Origin of the sequence: Neobacillus niacini NBRC 15566, assembly GCF_001591505.1 — a bacterium.
In the GTDB taxonomy this organism is placed as follows: Bacteria; Bacillota; Bacilli; order Bacillales; family Cytobacillaceae; genus Neobacillus; species Neobacillus niacini.
In genome coordinates, this window is sequence record NZ_BCVA01000013.1 from 99,826 (window position 1) to 116,294 (window position 16,469).

General features: G+C 38.3%; 10 protein-coding genes, 1 pseudogene and 2 riboswitches. Of the genes and pseudogenes, 10 read left to right on the forward strand and 1 reads right to left on the reverse strand.

Annotated elements, in window-relative coordinates:
• The first annotated feature begins 389 nt into the window (after window positions 1–389).
• From BANA01_RS12770 to licT, 3 genes and pseudogenes are all read left to right on the forward strand, one after another.
• Window positions 390–2,312 (forward strand): beta-glucoside-specific PTS transporter subunit IIABC, encoded by a 1,923-nt coding sequence (locus tag BANA01_RS12770; protein WP_034675403.1) that lies wholly within the window; start codon window positions 390–392, stop codon window positions 2,310–2,312.
• A 32-nt stretch (window positions 2,313–2,344) separates the two neighbouring features.
• Window positions 2,345–2,563: pseudogene (locus BANA01_RS12775) on the forward strand (family 1 glycosylhydrolase); the annotation flags it as partial.
• A 112-nt stretch (window positions 2,564–2,675) separates the two neighbouring features.
• On the forward strand, window positions 2,676–3,506 hold the full coding sequence (gene licT / locus BANA01_RS12780; protein ID WP_034675409.1) for a BglG family transcription antiterminator LicT: 831 nt from the start codon (window positions 2,676–2,678) through the stop codon (window positions 3,504–3,506).
• Between the two features lie 93 nt (window positions 3,507–3,599).
• Here the strand turns inward: licT and BANA01_RS12785 are convergent, their stop codons facing one another.
• Complete coding sequence (locus BANA01_RS12785; protein ID WP_034675413.1) at window positions 3,600–4,712, reverse strand: UDP-N-acetylmuramoyl-tripeptide--D-alanyl-D-alanine ligase; 1,113 nt, start codon at window positions 4,710–4,712, stop codon at window positions 3,600–3,602.
• Window positions 4,713–4,987: 275 nt separating this feature from the next.
• Here BANA01_RS12785 and BANA01_RS12790 point away from each other — a divergent pair, with 275 nt between their 5' ends.
• From BANA01_RS12790 to ptsG, 7 genes are all read left to right on the forward strand, one after another.
• Window positions 4,988–5,929, forward strand: coding sequence for an AAA family ATPase (locus BANA01_RS12790; protein ID WP_411835060.1), 942 nt, complete (start codon window positions 4,988–4,990; stop codon window positions 5,927–5,929).
• Window positions 5,930–5,931: 2 nt separating this feature from the next.
• Entirely contained in the window at window positions 5,932–7,149 is a 1,218-nt protein-coding gene (locus tag BANA01_RS12795) for a DUF58 domain-containing protein (RefSeq protein ID WP_034675419.1), read from the forward strand.
• Window positions 7,146–9,347, forward strand: coding sequence for a transglutaminase TgpA family protein (locus BANA01_RS12800; protein WP_034675421.1), 2,202 nt, complete (start codon window positions 7,146–7,148; stop codon window positions 9,345–9,347). Before BANA01_RS12795 ends, BANA01_RS12800 begins: the two co-directional genes overlap by 4 nt.
• A 182-nt stretch (window positions 9,348–9,529) precedes the next feature.
• Window positions 9,530–9,631: riboswitch (purine riboswitch) on the forward strand.
• Window positions 9,632–9,766: 135 nt separating this feature from the next.
• Window positions 9,767–11,287, forward strand: coding sequence for a glutamine-hydrolyzing GMP synthase (gene guaA, locus BANA01_RS12805; RefSeq protein WP_034675438.1), 1,521 nt, complete (start codon window positions 9,767–9,769; stop codon window positions 11,285–11,287).
• Between the two features lie 104 nt (window positions 11,288–11,391).
• Window positions 11,392–11,493, forward strand: a riboswitch (purine riboswitch).
• 103 nt (window positions 11,494–11,596) lie between these two features.
• Window positions 11,597–12,922 (forward strand): NCS2 family permease, encoded by a 1,326-nt coding sequence (locus BANA01_RS12810; RefSeq protein ID WP_063253386.1) that lies wholly within the window; start codon window positions 11,597–11,599, stop codon window positions 12,920–12,922.
• 182 nt (window positions 12,923–13,104) lie between these two features.
• Window positions 13,105–13,947 carry a glucose PTS transporter transcription antiterminator GlcT gene (gene glcT / locus BANA01_RS12815; RefSeq protein WP_063253387.1) on the forward strand — a complete coding sequence of 281 codons (843 nt, stop codon included), beginning with the start codon at window positions 13,105–13,107 and terminating at the stop codon, window positions 13,945–13,947.
• Window positions 13,948–14,135: 188 nt separating this feature from the next.
• Window positions 14,136–16,205, forward strand: coding sequence for a glucose-specific PTS transporter subunit IIBC (gene ptsG, locus BANA01_RS12820; RefSeq protein WP_063253388.1), 2,070 nt, complete (start codon window positions 14,136–14,138; stop codon window positions 16,203–16,205).
• Window positions 16,206–16,469: the final 264 nt, after the last annotated feature.

Here is a 16,469-nt window from a genome sequence, read left to right on the forward strand (position 1 = left end):
GATTTAGGTTTTGCCTGCATAACCAGTAACAATCCTAAAAGGTTGTTTATTTAATTGCGTTTACTATAACATGATTTTTTTAGGGAAGCAAGGATTTTTGTAAACGTTATTTTTATGTATTTTTATATATATAAGATAGTTTACGGTTATCTATCAATCTACAAAATTTTTTAAAAAGAAAGCGTTGACACTTACCAAATACCCATGTTAAATTACACGTATCAAATAAAACTTAATAAAATTCCTTTGCAGGAATGTTACCTTAAGTGGGCATAACCTGATCCGATTAGAAACATCACGTTCAAAAATTACGTGTGTGTTGTTTCTAATCGGGTCAGGTTTTTTATTTGAAAAATATATAAATCAAATAAAGAAGGAAGTGTCAAAAAATGAAATATGAGCAATTAGCAAAAGATATTCTTGCAAATGTCGGCGGAAAAGAAAACGTTTCCAGTGTTGTTCACTGTGTTACACGCCTTCGCTTTAAGTTAAAAGATGAAAAGAAAGCAAATACAGAAGTGTTGAAAAATATGGATGGTGTTGTGACCGTCATGAAAAGCGGAGGACAATATCAGGTTGTTATTGGTAACCATGTTCCTGATGTTTATGCAGCTGTTTTAACAGTAGGAAATCTTGGGGCTATAAGCGAAAATACAGATTCAAGCAGTGATGAAAAACTTAGTATGGGTGCAAAATTTATTGACATGATTTCAGGCGTGTTCCATCCAATCCTTGGCGTTTTGGCCGCAACAGGTATGATTAAAGGATTTGCTGCTTTAATCTTGGCGTTAGGCTGGGTAGAAGCAACTTCAGGAACTTACCAACTATTGAATCTCGCTGGTGATGGTTTATTTAACTTCTTACCAATCTTCTTAGGGTATACAGCGATGAAGAAATTTGGCGGTTCACCGTTTATCGGGATGGCAATCGCCGCAGCATTGGTACACCCTACATTAGCAACATTAACAACAGGAGAAGTTTCACAGGTGCTTTTCAAAGGTACACTCTTTGAATCGCCAATCCACATTACATTCTTAGGAATTCCAGTTATTATGATGAGTTATGCATCAAGCGTTATTCCAATCATTCTTGCAAGCTTTGTAGCATCTAAAGTAGAAAAAGGTTTTAAGAAAATTATTCCAGCTGTTGTAAAAGCATTCGTGGTTCCATTCTTAACAATTGTAATTATGGTGCCATTAACATTCCTTGCTATCGGGCCGATCTCAACATGGGCGGGTAGTTTGTTAGGGGCAGCAACGGTATGGATATATGAGTTAAGCCCTGTTGTGGCTGGTTTGGTTCTAGGCGGATTCTGGCAAGTATTTGTTATCTTTGGTCTTCATTGGGGACTTGTTCCAATCGCATTTAACAATTTGGCTACCATGGGTAACGACCCAGTTTTAGCAACTACCGTAATGGTATGTTTTGCACAAATCGGTGCAGTTTTAGCCATTATATTGAAAACTAGAGACAAAGCATTAAAATCACTAAGCGTTTCAGCGTTCATTTCAGGAATTTTTGGTGTAACCGAACCAGCGATTTATGGTGTTACCTTACCACTTAAAAAGCCATTCATCATGAGCTGTATCGGCGGTGCGGTTAGTGGCGGTATCATCGGTGCTACAGCAGGAAAGTTATGGATGTTCGGAGGAATGGGTATCTTCGTTTTCCCAGCTTTTATTAAACCAGGTTCAGCTCTTGATATGTCTTTCTACGGATCAATTATTGCATTGGTTGCCGGTTTTGCAGTTGCATTTGTTTTAACTTATTTATTTGGTGGAATTAAACAAGAGAAATCTTTAAAGTCAACAACTGATGCAACAACAGCCTCTAAGGAAGTAGCAGCAACAAAAGCTCAGCTTGAAGAAGTAGTAAGTCCATTAAATGGAGAAGTAAAGGCATTATCAGAAATTGAAGATGCTGCATTTTCATCCGGTGCGCTTGGACATGGTGTAGCAATCGAGCCTAGCGAAGGGAAATTACTCGCTCCTGTTTCAGGAACAGTATCAGCATTATTTCCAACGAATCATGCGATTGGCATTACAACGGATTCAGGTGCAGACATTTTAATTCATATTGGAATGGACACTGTTCAATTGGAAGGAAAGTACTTCAAAGCACATATTGCTCAAGGTGAATATGTGAAAAAAGGCCAATTACTAATTGAGTTCGATATCGAGCATATCAAAAAAGAAGGTAAGCCGGTCACAACACCGATTGTTGTGACGAATCACAAGGAATTTGGCTTAGAGCTGATGAAACAAAAGCATGTAAAAGCAGGAGATTCATTATTTAAACTAGACACAAAATAATAAATCATAGAGTACCTGTGAAAGCACATGCAGAAATGTCTGAAGCGATTGAAGTCGGAGTTGAAATTATCGGCTATACCAGCTGGGGACCGATTGATCTAGTCAGTGCTTCAACAGGTGAAATGAAAAGGCGCTATGGCTACATTTATGTGGACAGAGATAATGAGGGAAATGGGACACTTAAGCGTTCGAAAAAGAAGAGCTTCGAATGGTATAAGGATGTCATTGCAACAAATGGAGAAAAACTATAGTATATACTATAATGTAGGAAAGCTTTTAAAGCTTTCCTACTTTTGAATCTCTAGATTTTTTCCGATCACTGTTCGAGTTATAAAACCATATTTCATATTTATAGGTGGTCATATGAAAATAGCCAAAGTATACAATAATAACGTCATCAGTGCGTTTAATGAAAAAAACGATGAGTTAGTAGTTATGGGGAGAGGTCTGGCTTTTCAAAAAAAGCCTGGAGATCTTGTGGATGAAGAAAAGATTGAAAAGACCTTTGTATTAAAAAATAATGATATATCTGAGAGATTCAAAACTCTTTTATATGAAGTGCCGATGGAATACATGGAAGTAACGGAGGAGATTATCCAACTCGCTAAAGGCAGGTTAGGGAGAACTCTGAACGACAGCATTTATGTCTCTTTAACGGATCATATTCACTTTGCTGTAGATAGACACCGAAAAGGCTACGACATAAAAAATGCGTTATTATGGGAAATCAGAAGGTTTTATAAGGACGAGTATTCAATTGGTATGGAGGCACTAAGAATAGTTAAAGAAAAAGTAGGTGTTCTCCTACCGGAGGATGAAGCTGGTTTTATTGCGATGCATATCGTTAACTCAGGATTAAATGAGGAAATGCCGAATGTCGCTAATATTACGAGAGTAATGCAAGACATCTTAAACATTGTTAAATATCATTATAAGATCAGTTTTGATGAGGAATCATTGAATTATTTTCGTTTTGTGACGCATTTGAAATTTTTTGCACAGAGACTGTATAGCAAGAACTATATTGAAGATGATGATCCATTCCTATATGAGTCCTTTAAGCAGAAGCATAAAGAGGCAATGGAATGTACAGAAAAGATTAATGACTACATCCAAAATCAATTTGACTATAGTCTCACGAATAATGAAAAATTATATTTGGCTATCCATATACAGAGAGTGGTAAATCGCTAATTATGGTGAAAGAAAAGGCCTTTCAACAGTTCGACAAACTGCTGGAAGGCCTTTCTTCGTTAATGCATTTCCATGATTGAGTGAGCGAATATATTATGCTTCGCCATAATTGGCTATTAAATATTTAACTACATCTTCCATCCTAGATTTGCGGGCACCTTTCACCAAAATAGCAGTACCTGGGGATAGATTAGTAAGGGCTTGAAATAGGCTTTCTTTTTGTTCAAAATGAATGACGCATTCTGGTGGCATCCCTTGTTCCAGTGCAGACTGAGAAATCATTTTGGCAAGCTCGCCGATCGTATAAAGGTAATCTACTTTTTTCTTGGCTAAATATGCGCCTACTTCCATATGTGCTTCTTGGGAGATGACACCTAGTCCCTTCATGTCTCCCAGGATAGCAATTTTTGTTCTATCCTTACCTACGTTAGTCAGAACGTCAATTGCCGCTTTCATGGCATCTACATTCGCACTGAAGGTATCGTCAATTACGGTGATATTATTGGAAAGTGTAATGGTGGCCATCCGCATGACAGGCTTGTTGTACTGCTCCAAACCTCGAGAAATTTCATCTGGCGTAAAGCCCAGCAAGTCACCAATAGCAATAGCGAATAAAGCGTTATAGATATTGTGAACACCATAAATCGGAATGTGAAATGGGAAATAGGTTTCATTTAGTTTTACGCGAAAATTCATCCCGCCTTCGATATATTCCACTTCTTCAGCACGATAGTCAGCCTGTTTATTGATTCCGACTTTTATTATGGTTCCAGGAAAGGAATCGATAAGCAAGTGCTTAGAATTTTCGTCGTCTGCATTGAATAAGAAAACACCGGATTGATCCATATGTTGAATCAGTTCTGATTTCGCTGCTGCCAATTTCGTTACGTCTCCGCCAAAGTTGCCTATATGAGCGGTGCCGATATTCGTAATTACGCCGATATTAGGCTTAATAAAACCGCAATGCTTGATGATGTGCCCGAAGTAAACGATACCAAATTCAACCACCACTGCTTGATGTGTATCTCTAAGCCTTCTTGCGCTTCTTTCGGTATTGATAAATGCATTATTCACATCTCTAGATTCGTATATCGTCCATCGTTGTCTTAAAATCGAAGCAATCATCGATTTCGTTGTCGTTTTCCCGGCACTCCCAGTGACCGCGATAGTTGGTCTCTGGTTAGTAGGAAATGATTCTTTGTTCATCCTTTTGCCCCCAACACTAGTCATGATGTTATTCAGCAATAATAGGTTATGCTCCTCCTGGAAATCAGTGTGGGTTGTTTTACTTTCAAAATTAAAATGGTCCTTGCTTCAGGAGTGATGTGTTCTTAAGGAGATTTATACTTCAATAATATTACTTAGTTTTGAATATTTCATTTCTTTTTACAGGAATTTCCGAAAGAAAAATAGAATACGTGAGATATAATGTTCTATATCGATAGAACTTTTAAGGAGGATATAAAGTGGCCCGAGAACAAATGAATCCCATAATAGAAAAAATTCTTTTAAACATTGAAAAGGTTATGATTGGAAAAAGGAATGTTGCCGAACTTAGCCTTATTGCCTTATTAGCAGAAGGGCATGTGCTCCTAGAGGATGTGCCTGGTGTTGGGAAGACGATGATGGTCCGTGCTCTTGCTAAGTCTGTAAATGCTAACTTCCGCAGGATACAGTTTACTCCTGACTTATTACCATCAGATGTAACGGGAATTTCAATTTATAACCCAAAGGAAATGGAATTTCAATTTCGGCCAGGACCATTGATGGGGAACATTATTCTCGCAGATGAAATTAACCGAACTTCGCCAAAGACCCAATCTGCTCTGCTTGAAGGAATGGAAGAAGCAAGTGTAACCATTGATGGAGTCACCCATCGGCTTCAAAAGCCCTTCTTTGTAATGGCTACACAAAATCCCATAGAGTATGAAGGAACTTACCCCCTGCCTGAAGCACAGCTGGATCGCTTTTTATTGAAAATGAAAATGGGCTACCCCGAAGTGGATGAAGAAATAGAAGTTTTAAATCGAGCACAAAAGGTACCGCCAATTGAAGACCTTCATCCAGTAATTGACCTAGAAGGATTAATTGCATTACAAAAAGAAATCAAAGAAGTCTATGTGGATCCAACGATTAAACGCTATATTGTTGATATCGTTAACCTAACTAGAAAGTTTGCTGGAGTGTACCTTGGCGCCAGTCCAAGGGGATCAATTGCCCTCATGAAAACGGCACAGGCTTATGCCTTTATGTACGGCCGTGACTACATCCTTCCTGACGATATTCAGTATTTAGCACCGTTTGTTTTATCTCACCGGATCATTTTGAAATCAGAGGCAAAATTTGAAGGAATTTCAGCTGAAGAAATTGTTACCCGAATCATTGCAAGAATTCCTGTTCCAATACAAAGGCTTGTGAAGTAACAATGAAAAAGTTATGGATTCCATTCAAAAAGGTATGGAAGTTTGTCGTCTTACTATTTTTGATTCTGCTTACCTTTTCTTACGCCATGTTTCAAGGTGGATTTGTAAGCTGGTTTTTATTTTATAGCTTTTTGCCTTTTGCCCTTTATTGTGTTGGTTTATCCTTTTATTCTTTGAATGAGCTGGAAATAACACGACATATACCAAAAAATGACTACAACGCCGGTGAAACGTTAAAGGTAACCGTAAATGTAAAGAGAAACTCTTTTTTTCCTATAGTTTATCTGCTCATAGAGGATCATCTAGATGATTCCCTCAAACACTCCCAGCAGAAAAAGAAGGCAAAGGCATTGCTGCTGCCAGGCTTTAGGAAGGAATTTACCTATGATTATGTTATTGATGAACTTCCAAGGGGGGAGCATATATTACAAGGTTTTATTGTCAAAACCGGTGATATTCTCGGCTTAGTTGAGAAAGAAAAATCTCAAACATATGTAAGTAAAATCATTGTCTACCCTGCTTATACAGAGTTACTGTACCGCCCCTTTGAAACCCATTTTGATCAGGGTATGACTGCTTCAAGAGAACGGGTACAGCGTGATACCACATTGGCGATTGGTGTCCGGGATTACCAGCCTGGTGATCGGTTTTCATGGATTAACTGGAAAGCCTCTGCAAAACGAAATGAAATCATGACAAAGGAATTTGAACAGCGTCAATCTCATGATGTATTTGTTGTAATGGATTGCGTACCTGATAAGAATTTTGAAGCAATTGTTTCCTTTACCGCTTCTTTATTACGTGCCGTTTTGAAAAAGGGAGCACAAATTGGACTTTTGACGATTAGTCGAGAAAGAGCTTCCTTTCCTATAAGGGGCGGGGAAACCCAACTGCACCAGCTTTTCTATCATTTAGCAAAGATAGAAGCAAAGAATCCTTCCTCGTTTGAAAAAGTGTTAGAAACCGAGGGGATGTTTACCCAGCAAACAGTATCATTCTTGCTGGTGTCAGCACAATTATCGAAGCCTTTATTAGAGAAGGCTGGGTTCCTAGGGCAAAGAAAAGGAAAGATTACCTTATTCCTCATAAAAGGAGAAAAGGAATCTCCTACTCAAGAAGAAAGATCGTTAATTGCATTGGCGAACGCACGAAATGTACGTGTAATAATGGTTCATGAAGGGCAATTTGCATCTGCCTTTTCGGAGGTGAATTTGCGATGAAAAGAGATTTTCAGTCTTTTCTTTTATACTTGTTTGGTTTTTTGCTTTTATGGGAATGGCTTCGACCAGTCGAGCAATTAACGGAAACAGACCATATTGAAATGTTTGTGATCTTTATTTTACTCTCGTTTCTATTAGCCTTTCTGAGGATGAAGTGGATTTGGCAAACGATAGTAAAGCTATGGTTTATCTTCTTTTCGCTTAATATGTTTCATTATGAGGAAGGTTTTTTTCAAGTTACTTGGCTGACTTTTTTTACGAATGATTTACCTGCAAATTTTAAGATGATTATCGCTCGCAATTGGTTAGGGATGACCAATGAATTCAGGACCTTTTTGTTGTTTATTCTCCTTTGGTTAATGGTGTATTTAGTCCATTATTGGCTTTTGAATCGGAAAAGGCTTTTCATTTTCTTCTTTATGACACTCATTTATATAACCGTTTTAGATACATTCACATTATATAGTGCAAAAACAGCTATTGTCCGAACGGTTGTAGTTGGTTTTGCTGTAATGGGAATGTTAACCTATTACCGAATTCTCGCTAAGGAAAATGTAATTAGTGATTCCTTTACTATTCGAAAATGGATGAGACCGTTAGTTTTCATGATTGCTTTTAGTGTTATCACTGGCATTATAGCCCCAAAGTTCGCACCAATATGGCCAGACCCTGTTCCATATCTAAAGGCTGCCAGCAAGAATGACAGGGAGGACGGACCAGGCAATGGGATTGCTAAAGTAGGCTACGGCACAGATGATTCTCGTTTGGGTGGTCCATTTATTGGGGATGATAGTATCGTTTTTCGGAGTGAAGCAGTTGAAAAAAATTATTGGAAGGTAGAAACAAAGGACCATTATACAGGTAAAGGCTGGATTCCTTCTGAATCTACTCCCTTCCGAATAGGAGGAGAGGATGTAATACCTATTTTCCCGATCCCATCTAATGTTGAAACACGGGTTGAGAGTGCCTCCTTATTTATGTTTATGGATTATAATCACCTCATTTATCCGGCCGGTATCCAAAGGGTACAGTTCCAACGTAATTATATGTTAGAAATCGACTCAACAAAGGAAAAAATTTCAATATTGAACAACACGGACTCTAGTCCCGTTGCTCCTGATTCTTATTCAATGGAGTATAAGGTACCGAAATATCATGCTGCTGATCTAAGGGAAACAACTGCTGCAGATCCCGAACAGATCGACGCAGAATTTGTTGCGAGATATACGCAATTGCCTGATAACCTGCCCGGTCGAGTGAGGGAGCTAGCTGAGAGTATAACGGAAAAAGAATCAAACTGGTTTGATAAGGCAAAAGCTGTCGAGCGCCATTTTGGCGGCTCTGGATTCACCTATAGTCAGAGTGATGTTGCCATTCCGGGAGAAAATGATGATTACGTAGATCAATTTCTATTTGAAACAAAAATAGGATATTGTGATAATTTTTCCACCTCAATGGCGGTGCTGCTCCGATCAATAGGAATTCCTACACGCTGGGTAAAAGGTTATACTGGCGGGGAATTTTTAGAGTACAGTGAAGATGATTCTTCAAAACAAATTTATGAAGTTACCAATAATAATGCCCATTCATGGGTTGAAGTCTATTTTCCTAATCAAGGGTGGGTTCCATTTGAACCGACAAAGGGCTTCACCAATACTATTTCCATTGATTATACAAATGATGATGGAACAACTCCTGCAACTGAAGCAACAGCTCAGCCAACACCTAAGCCACAGCAGGATGTGGAGAAAAATAGCAGCAGCTCTCAGAAAAAAGATCAAACTTTTTCATTTAATGGATTCTGGATTAGCGCAAAAGTCTTCTTAGATAAAAATTGGAAATGGATTGTCATTTTTGTTTTGGTAGTTATTGGTACAATTGGCCTTATATATAGGCTGCGAGGAAAGTGGATCCCGCGTTTATATTTATTTCAGTTCCGAATGAGAAAAAAAGATGAAAATATCGGTAAAGCCTATCTTATCCTTTTAGACCAATTAGAGCGTTATGGTTTAAAGCGTAATCAGGGACAAACATTGCGAAATTATGCCCGATACATTGATACCTTCTTTGCAACTAGAGAGATGTCTAAGCTGACGGATAGATATGAGCAATATCTATATCATCAAAAACTCCCCGAAGGAAGCTGGAAGGATTCACGGGAATTATGGGAAAATTTAATTAAAAAGACAATAGCTTGACCGATAAAACAACCTATTGTTACAATAAGGCGTAAAATTAATGTTTAGCTGCAGCGCCTAGGGCTTGGTGAAACAGGAAAACACTTTTTCCTCGGTCATAAGCCAATCCGTCAGAAAGGTTGAAGAACAACCTTCCCGCCGGCTCGTCCTAGACTCACAACCCTGTACAAGGCGCTTCCGCTTTTCGAATAATAGATTTCCTTCATATATCCTCGAAAATAAGGTTCGAGAGTCTCTACCGGGTTACCATAAACAACCTGACTATGAAGGCAGAATTTTCGGCTTTAGCAATTAAGAGAAAGCTAGAATTCTGCCTTCCTAGTTTTATTTGGAGGCGGAATTCTAGTTTTTTTTTTGTTTTTGAAGTAAATACTAACCTTAATATTTTGGAAGAGGTGGACGTGTTGACAAATACAGATATGATTGTGGTTTTAGACTTTGGAAGCCAGTATAACCAGTTAATTACACGTAGAATTCGTGAGTTCGGTGTTTACAGTGAACTTCATCCGCATACGATTACGGCTGAGGAAATTAGAAAAATGAATCCAAAAGGAATCATATTTTCAGGTGGACCGAATAGTGTATATGATGAAAATTCTTTCCGCTGTGATGAAGAGATTTTCGAAATGGGTCTTCCTATCTTAGGGATTTGCTACGGTATGCAGCTAATGACTGTTCACTTTGATGGAAAAGTTGAAAAGGCCAAGAACCGTGAGTACGGAAAAGCTGTCATGAATATTCAAAATCAAAACAAACTATTCCATGATTTGCCTGAGGAGCAAATCGTTTGGATGAGCCATGGAGATTTAGTAGTGGAAGCACCTGCTGGTTTTACCGTTGATGGAACAAACCCGCACTGCCCGATTGCAGCAATGAGTGATGAAGCAAGAAAACTTTATGCTGTTCAATTTCATCCGGAAGTTCGTCATTCCGTCTATGGAAATGAGCTGCTTAAAAACTTTGTCTTTAATGTCTGTGACTGTAAAGGCGATTGGTCCATGGAAAACTTTATTGAAATGGAAATGGCAAAGATTCGTGAGCAGGTTGGAAATAAGAAAGTACTTTGTGCACTTAGTGGTGGTGTAGATTCATCCGTTGTAGCTGTGCTTATTCATAAAGCGATCGGTGATCAGCTGACTTGTATTTTTGTTGATCATGGCTTACTTCGCAAGAATGAAGCTGATAGTGTCATGAAGACATTTGCTGAAGGCTTCCATATGAATGTGATAAAAGTTGATGCAAAAGAACGTTTCTTATCTAAATTAGAAGGAGTATCTGATCCAGAGAAGAAACGGAAAATCATTGGAAATGAGTTTATTTATGTATTCGATGATGAAGCGACTAAGCTTGAAGGAATTGAGTTTTTAGCACAAGGAACACTCTATACTGACATTATCGAGAGTGGAACTGCTACTGCACAAACGATCAAATCTCACCATAATGTCGGTGGGCTGCCTGAAGATATGCAATTCAAGTTAATCGAACCATTGAATACGCTGTTTAAAGATGAGGTTCGTGCACTGGGTACAGAGCTTGGAATTCCGGATGATATTGTTTGGAGACAGCCATTTCCTGGGCCAGGTCTTGGAATTCGTGTCTTAGGTGCAATTTCTGAAGATAAACTTGAAATTGTCCGTGAATCTGATTGGATCCTCCGTGAAGAAATTAAGAAGGCGGGACTTGATCGTGAAATATGGCAATACTTTACTGTGCTTCCGGACATTCGCAGTGTTGGAGTAATGGGCGATGCGAGGACATATGATTATACCATTGGTATTCGCGCCGTAACTTCCATCGATGGGATGACCTCTGATTGGGCACGTATCCCATGGGATATACTCGAAAAAATTTCAACTCGGATTGTTAATGAAGTAGCCCACGTTAACCGAGTGGTCTATGACATTACCAGCAAGCCGCCTGCAACGATTGAATGGGAATAAATTTAAAATAACACTTCTAAAAGCGAACGTTTTTAAATATAATTTTAAAAACGTTCGCTTTTTATTTACAAGCTGGGAAATCCCTGATAAGATAAAGGAGAAGTAAATAATTTGTCGATTTAACTCGTATAATATTGGGGATATGGCCCAAAAGTTTCTACCGAGCCACCGTAAATGGCTTGACTACGAGGCAGTGATAATCGGAGGGGTATTCCTCTTTTTTACACTTGCCCCAAGTCAAGCGTTCCGGTAGAATTCGGAACGTTTTTTTCGTTTTAAAAAGATATATATTCCTAGGGGGAAGAACTAATGCAAAAATATTTTATGTTTAAGGAATTAGGGACGAATTATCGCCGTGAGATTATTGGCGGCATGACCACCTTCTTGGCAATGGCCTATATATTAGTGGTAAACCCGCTAACATTAACACTATCAAGTGTACCGGATTTACCAGATTCACTTCGTATGGATTATGGAGCAGTGTTTGTAGCCACAGCATTAGCTGCAGCGATCGGTTCTATTGTGATGGGGTTACTTGGTAAATATCCACTTGCATTAGCGCCTGGTATGGGATTAAACGCATTCTTTGCTTACTCTGTTGTGTTAGGAAGCGGCGTTCCATGGCAGCATGCTTTAGGAGCAGTCTTCATTTCCGGTGTATTTTTCTTTTTGCTGACATTAACGGGTTTACGTGAGAAATTAATCAATGCTATTCCTATAGAGTTAAAGCATGCAGTCGGAGCGGGTATTGGTTTATACATTACATTTATTGGATTACAGAGTGCTGGTATTGTAGTAAACAATGATGCAACATTGGTTGGTTTAGGTGATTTGACGGCTGGACCAACATTACTGGCTATTTTCGGAATAATTATTACGGTTATTATGATGACCAGAGGAATTAATGGAGCAGTATTCTTCGGAATGATTATTACAGTTATCGTAGGAATGATCTTTAATCTAATTGAAACTCCAGATAAAATCGTCGACTCTGTTCCAAGTTTAGCTCCTACATTTGGAGCGGCATTTTCTTCCTTAGGCGATAGTTCATTCTACACAATGGGCATGCTTGGAATTATCTTGACTCTATTGTTTGTTGATTTCTTTGATAATGCTGGGACACTTGTGGCAGTGGCGAATCAAGCGGGAATGATCAAAGACAATAAATTACCACGTGCTGGCAGGGCGTTAATTGCTGACTCAGTAGCAACAACTGTTGGTGCCGTACTTGGTACTTCTACGACAACATCTTATATTGAGTCATCTGCTGGGGTAGCGGCAGGTGCGAGAACAGGGTTTGCTTCACTTGTTACAGCAGCATTGTTTATATTATCACTGTTCTTCTTCCCGTTACTATCAGTTGTTACCGCCGCCGTTACAGCACCAGCATTAATCATTGTTGGCGCATTGATGGTTGGTTCATTAGGGAAAATTGAATGGACAAAATTTGAAGTGGCAGTTCCAGCCTTCCTTACGATGATTGCTATGCCTTTGACTTATAGCATTGCAACAGGGATTGCGATTGGGTTTATCTTTTACCCAATTACTATGATCGTTAAGGGGCGTATGAAGGAAATTCATCCAATCATGTACTTATTCTTTGTTATTTTCGTTTTATACTTCTTATTTCTATAAGGAAGTCAAGGGAGCCTGTGAGCAATCACAGGCTCTTTTTTTATATTGGATTGTTAATACATAACAAGAGGATTTCGTATAAGGGATAGCTGTCGAATAATGTCGTTGACTTCTTGTTTTGTCTCTTATAACATGAGAATACTAAGGTAATTTAGACATTAGACATAATGGGGAGGAAGGCAATGGCAAAGCTATTAATTGATAAAGTATTAAATAACAATGTTTTGATTGCACAGCATCCTTCCTATGAGGAAGTTGTCTTAATCGGTAAAGGAATAGGCTTTAATCGGAAACAGGGAGATTTTATCGAGACAGATTCGGTAGAAAAACTATTTGTGCTTAAAAATGAAAAGGAACAACAAAATTATATTAAATTGCTTCCTTTTATTGATGATGATCTACAAGAAGTGATTATATCTGCTATTGGAATAATAAAACAAAGAACCCATACACAATTAGATGAGCATATCCATGTTGCATTGACGGATCATTTAGTGTTTGCAATCAATAGAGTATCTCAAGGCATGGAAATGAATAATCCCTTCCTGGTAGAAACAAAAACGCTCTATCGGCATGAATATGAAATTGCTTCTGAAGTTGTTGAATTTATTAATGAAAAAACGGGCATCTCTCTGCCGGTAGGAGAGATAGGTTTTATTGCTATCCATATTCACAGTGCCATGACAAATAGAAACTTATCTGAAGTGAATCAGCATTCACAGCTCGTCAGCAAACTGGTAAAAATGGTGGAAGAGCAGTTTGAGATTGATATCGATAAAGAGAGTATTGATTATATGAGACTTGTGCGACACCTTCGTTTTACCATTGAAAGGGTGGTTAAAGGGGAAAAGGTAGATGAGCCGGAAAAAATATCTTTTCTATTGAAACAAGAATATCCTGTGTGCTATAATCTCTCATGGAAGCTCATTAAAGTGATGCAACAAACATTGAAAATGAAAGTATTTGATGCAGAAGCTGTTTACTTAACTATGCACTTGCAGAGAATACAGAAAAAATTTAAATAGTTATTATTTTTTACGTGTTACTGATTCGATCAGGCATGAGTGAAAAGTATTAATTGAAACCAAGGCTTTTGGGTAATCTATACCCGTAGTCTCATTTCAATTGAACTTTTACTCATGCCTTTTTTTGTGTTTTTGAGGTAAATGAAAACGCTTAATGAGCTATATGAAAAATTGGAGGTATATATATTATGTTTAAAAAAGCTTTTGGCGTCTTGCAAAAAGTTGGTAAAGCATTAATGCTCCCAGTTGCGTTGTTGCCGGCTGCTGGTATATTACTTGCTTTAGGAGCTGCGCTCTTAAATCCAGCACTTTTAGAAATAGCACCATTCTTGGATAATAGCACGGTGGCCTTGATTGCTTCTGTTATGCAAAATGCCGGGAATATTATCTTTGGAAACTTACCGCTCTTGTTTGCGGTTGGTGTTGCTGTAGGGTTAGCTGGTGGAGAAGGAACTGCTGGTCTGGCCGCTATTATCGGATACCTAGTTATGAATGTAACAATGGGTACCGTACTTGGTATTACAGCTGAGGATGTTAATGGTTTAAGTTATGCGAGTGTACTTGGAATTCCTACTCTTCAAACAGGAGTATTTGGTGGTATTATCGTCGGTATACTAGCAGCATCTATGTACAATAAGTTTTTTGAAATTGAATTACCATCTTATTTAGGATTCTTTGCAGGTAAACGTTTTGTACCTATCATTACCGCTGCATCTGCTCTTGTTTTAGGAATATTGATGATTTTCATTTGGCCGCCAATTCAAAATGGTCTAAATGCATTCTCGCAAAACATGGTTCATGCAAACCTAACAATTTCTGCATTTATTTTCGGTGTCATTGAAAGATCGTTAATTCCATTTGGTTTACACCATATTTTCTATTCGCCATTCTGGTATGAATTCGGAGAATATACAACAAAAGCAGGAGAAGTGGTTCGTGGAGATCAACGTATCTTTATGGCGCAAATTACAGATAATGTTAAGAATTTAACAGCTGGAACATTTATGACAGGTAAATTCCCATTCATGATGTTTGGACTACCAGCTGCAGCACTGGCAATTTATCATGAAGCTAAACCTGAAAAGAAAGTTTTTGTCGGAGGATTAATGGCATCGGCTGCCCTAACATCTTTCTTAACGGGTATTACAGAACCTATTGAATTCTCATTTTTATTCGTAGCACCAATTTTATTTGCTATACACGCGATTTTCGCGGGATTCTCGTTTATGATTATGCATATGTTAGATGTAAAAATCGGAATGACTTTCTCAGGTGGTTTAATTGACTATATTCTTTTTGGGTTAATTAACCCGCAAACAAATGCGTGGATTGTTATACCGGTAGGTCTTGTCTTTGCGGTTGTATATTACTTTGGTTTCCGTTTTGCAATTCGTACGTTTAATTTGAAAACTCCAGGACGTGAGCTAGAGGAAGAAGAAAATCAAGCACCAACTGGTAAAGCTAACTCTGGTGACTTGGCTTCTAACATTTTAGAGGCGATGGGTGGTAAAGGGAATATTGCTCATTTAGATGCATGTATTACCCGTCTTCGTGTATCGGTAAATGATATTAAAGATGTTGATAAAGACCAACTAAAAAGACTTGGTGCAGCAGGTGTCCTAGAAGTAGGAAACAATATTCAAGCGATCTTTGGACCGCGCTCTGAAACCATTAAGGGTCAAATGAAGGATATAATGAATGGTAAAAAGCCAAGCACAATCGTAAAAGCTCCTGAAAAAGGTGTGGAACAGCAAATCGAGGAAATTAATCCAGAAGCACTTCAAACTGCACGTGGTAATGAAGACGAAGGGTTTATGGCGCCGTTAAAAGGTGAATTAAAGCCAATTACAGAAGTGCCTGACCAAGTATTTGCAGGGAAAATGATGGGTGACGGCTTTGCGATTGTCCCTGCAGAGGGTACAATTGTATCACCGGTAAACGGTAAAATCGTTAACTTATTCCCAACAAAACACGCAATTGGAATTCTATCTGATACTGGACGTGAAATTCTTATCCATGTTGGAATCGATACGGTCAATTTAAAGGGTCAAGGGTTTGAGACATTAGTTTCTGAAAATGATATTGTTGATCAAGGTCAGCCGTTACTAAAGGTCGATTTAGATTACATTAAAGAACATGCTACATCTACCATTACGCCGGTTGTTTTCACTAACTTAGCTGAAGGTGAAAAGGTAGTAATTGAAAAGCCTGGTCAAGTTAACTTAAAACAAACAGGAATTATTAAGATTACGAAATAAAGTGAAGCCGGCTCAAAGTATATGAGCCGGCTTTCTTCTATATATATTGCAGTTAAATGCCAAAGTGAAAATTAATATCAATATACTGTTGACGTTAGCTGGTAATGGTGTTATTATATTTTAGCAGTCGTTAATGGCGAGTTAATAACACATCGGTGTTAAAAACCTTTTTAAAAAAGGGTTGACGCTTAGTTAACGAAATGATATAGTAATAGAGTTGCTTCTGAGTGGGTTTGCTTTTGAAGCGAAAAAGATTATTTGCTC

What these genes read in the sequence shown, in the direction of transcription:
- BANA01_RS12770 (WP_034675403.1), top strand. Translation starts at nt 390, where the DNA reads ATGAAATATGAGCAATTAGCAAAAGATATTCTTGCAAATGTCGGCGGA.
- licT (WP_034675409.1), top strand. Translation starts at nt 2,676, where the DNA reads ATGAAAATAGCCAAAGTATACAATAATAACGTCATCAGTGCGTTTAAT.
- BANA01_RS12785 (WP_034675413.1), bottom strand. Translation starts at nt 4,712, where the DNA reads ATGAACAAAGAATCATTTCCTACTAACCAGAGACCAACTATCGCGGTC.
- BANA01_RS12790 (WP_411835060.1), top strand. Translation starts at nt 4,988, where the DNA reads ATGAATCCCATAATAGAAAAAATTCTTTTAAACATTGAAAAGGTTATG.
- BANA01_RS12795 (WP_034675419.1), top strand. Translation starts at nt 5,932, where the DNA reads ATGAAAAAGTTATGGATTCCATTCAAAAAGGTATGGAAGTTTGTCGTC.
- BANA01_RS12800 (WP_034675421.1), top strand. Translation starts at nt 7,146, where the DNA reads ATGAAAAGAGATTTTCAGTCTTTTCTTTTATACTTGTTTGGTTTTTTG.
- guaA (WP_034675438.1), top strand. Translation starts at nt 9,767, where the DNA reads ATGATTGTGGTTTTAGACTTTGGAAGCCAGTATAACCAGTTAATTACA.
- BANA01_RS12810 (WP_063253386.1), top strand. Translation starts at nt 11,597, where the DNA reads ATGCAAAAATATTTTATGTTTAAGGAATTAGGGACGAATTATCGCCGT.
- glcT (WP_063253387.1), top strand. Translation starts at nt 13,105, where the DNA reads ATGGCAAAGCTATTAATTGATAAAGTATTAAATAACAATGTTTTGATT.
- ptsG (WP_063253388.1), top strand. Translation starts at nt 14,136, where the DNA reads ATGTTTAAAAAAGCTTTTGGCGTCTTGCAAAAAGTTGGTAAAGCATTA.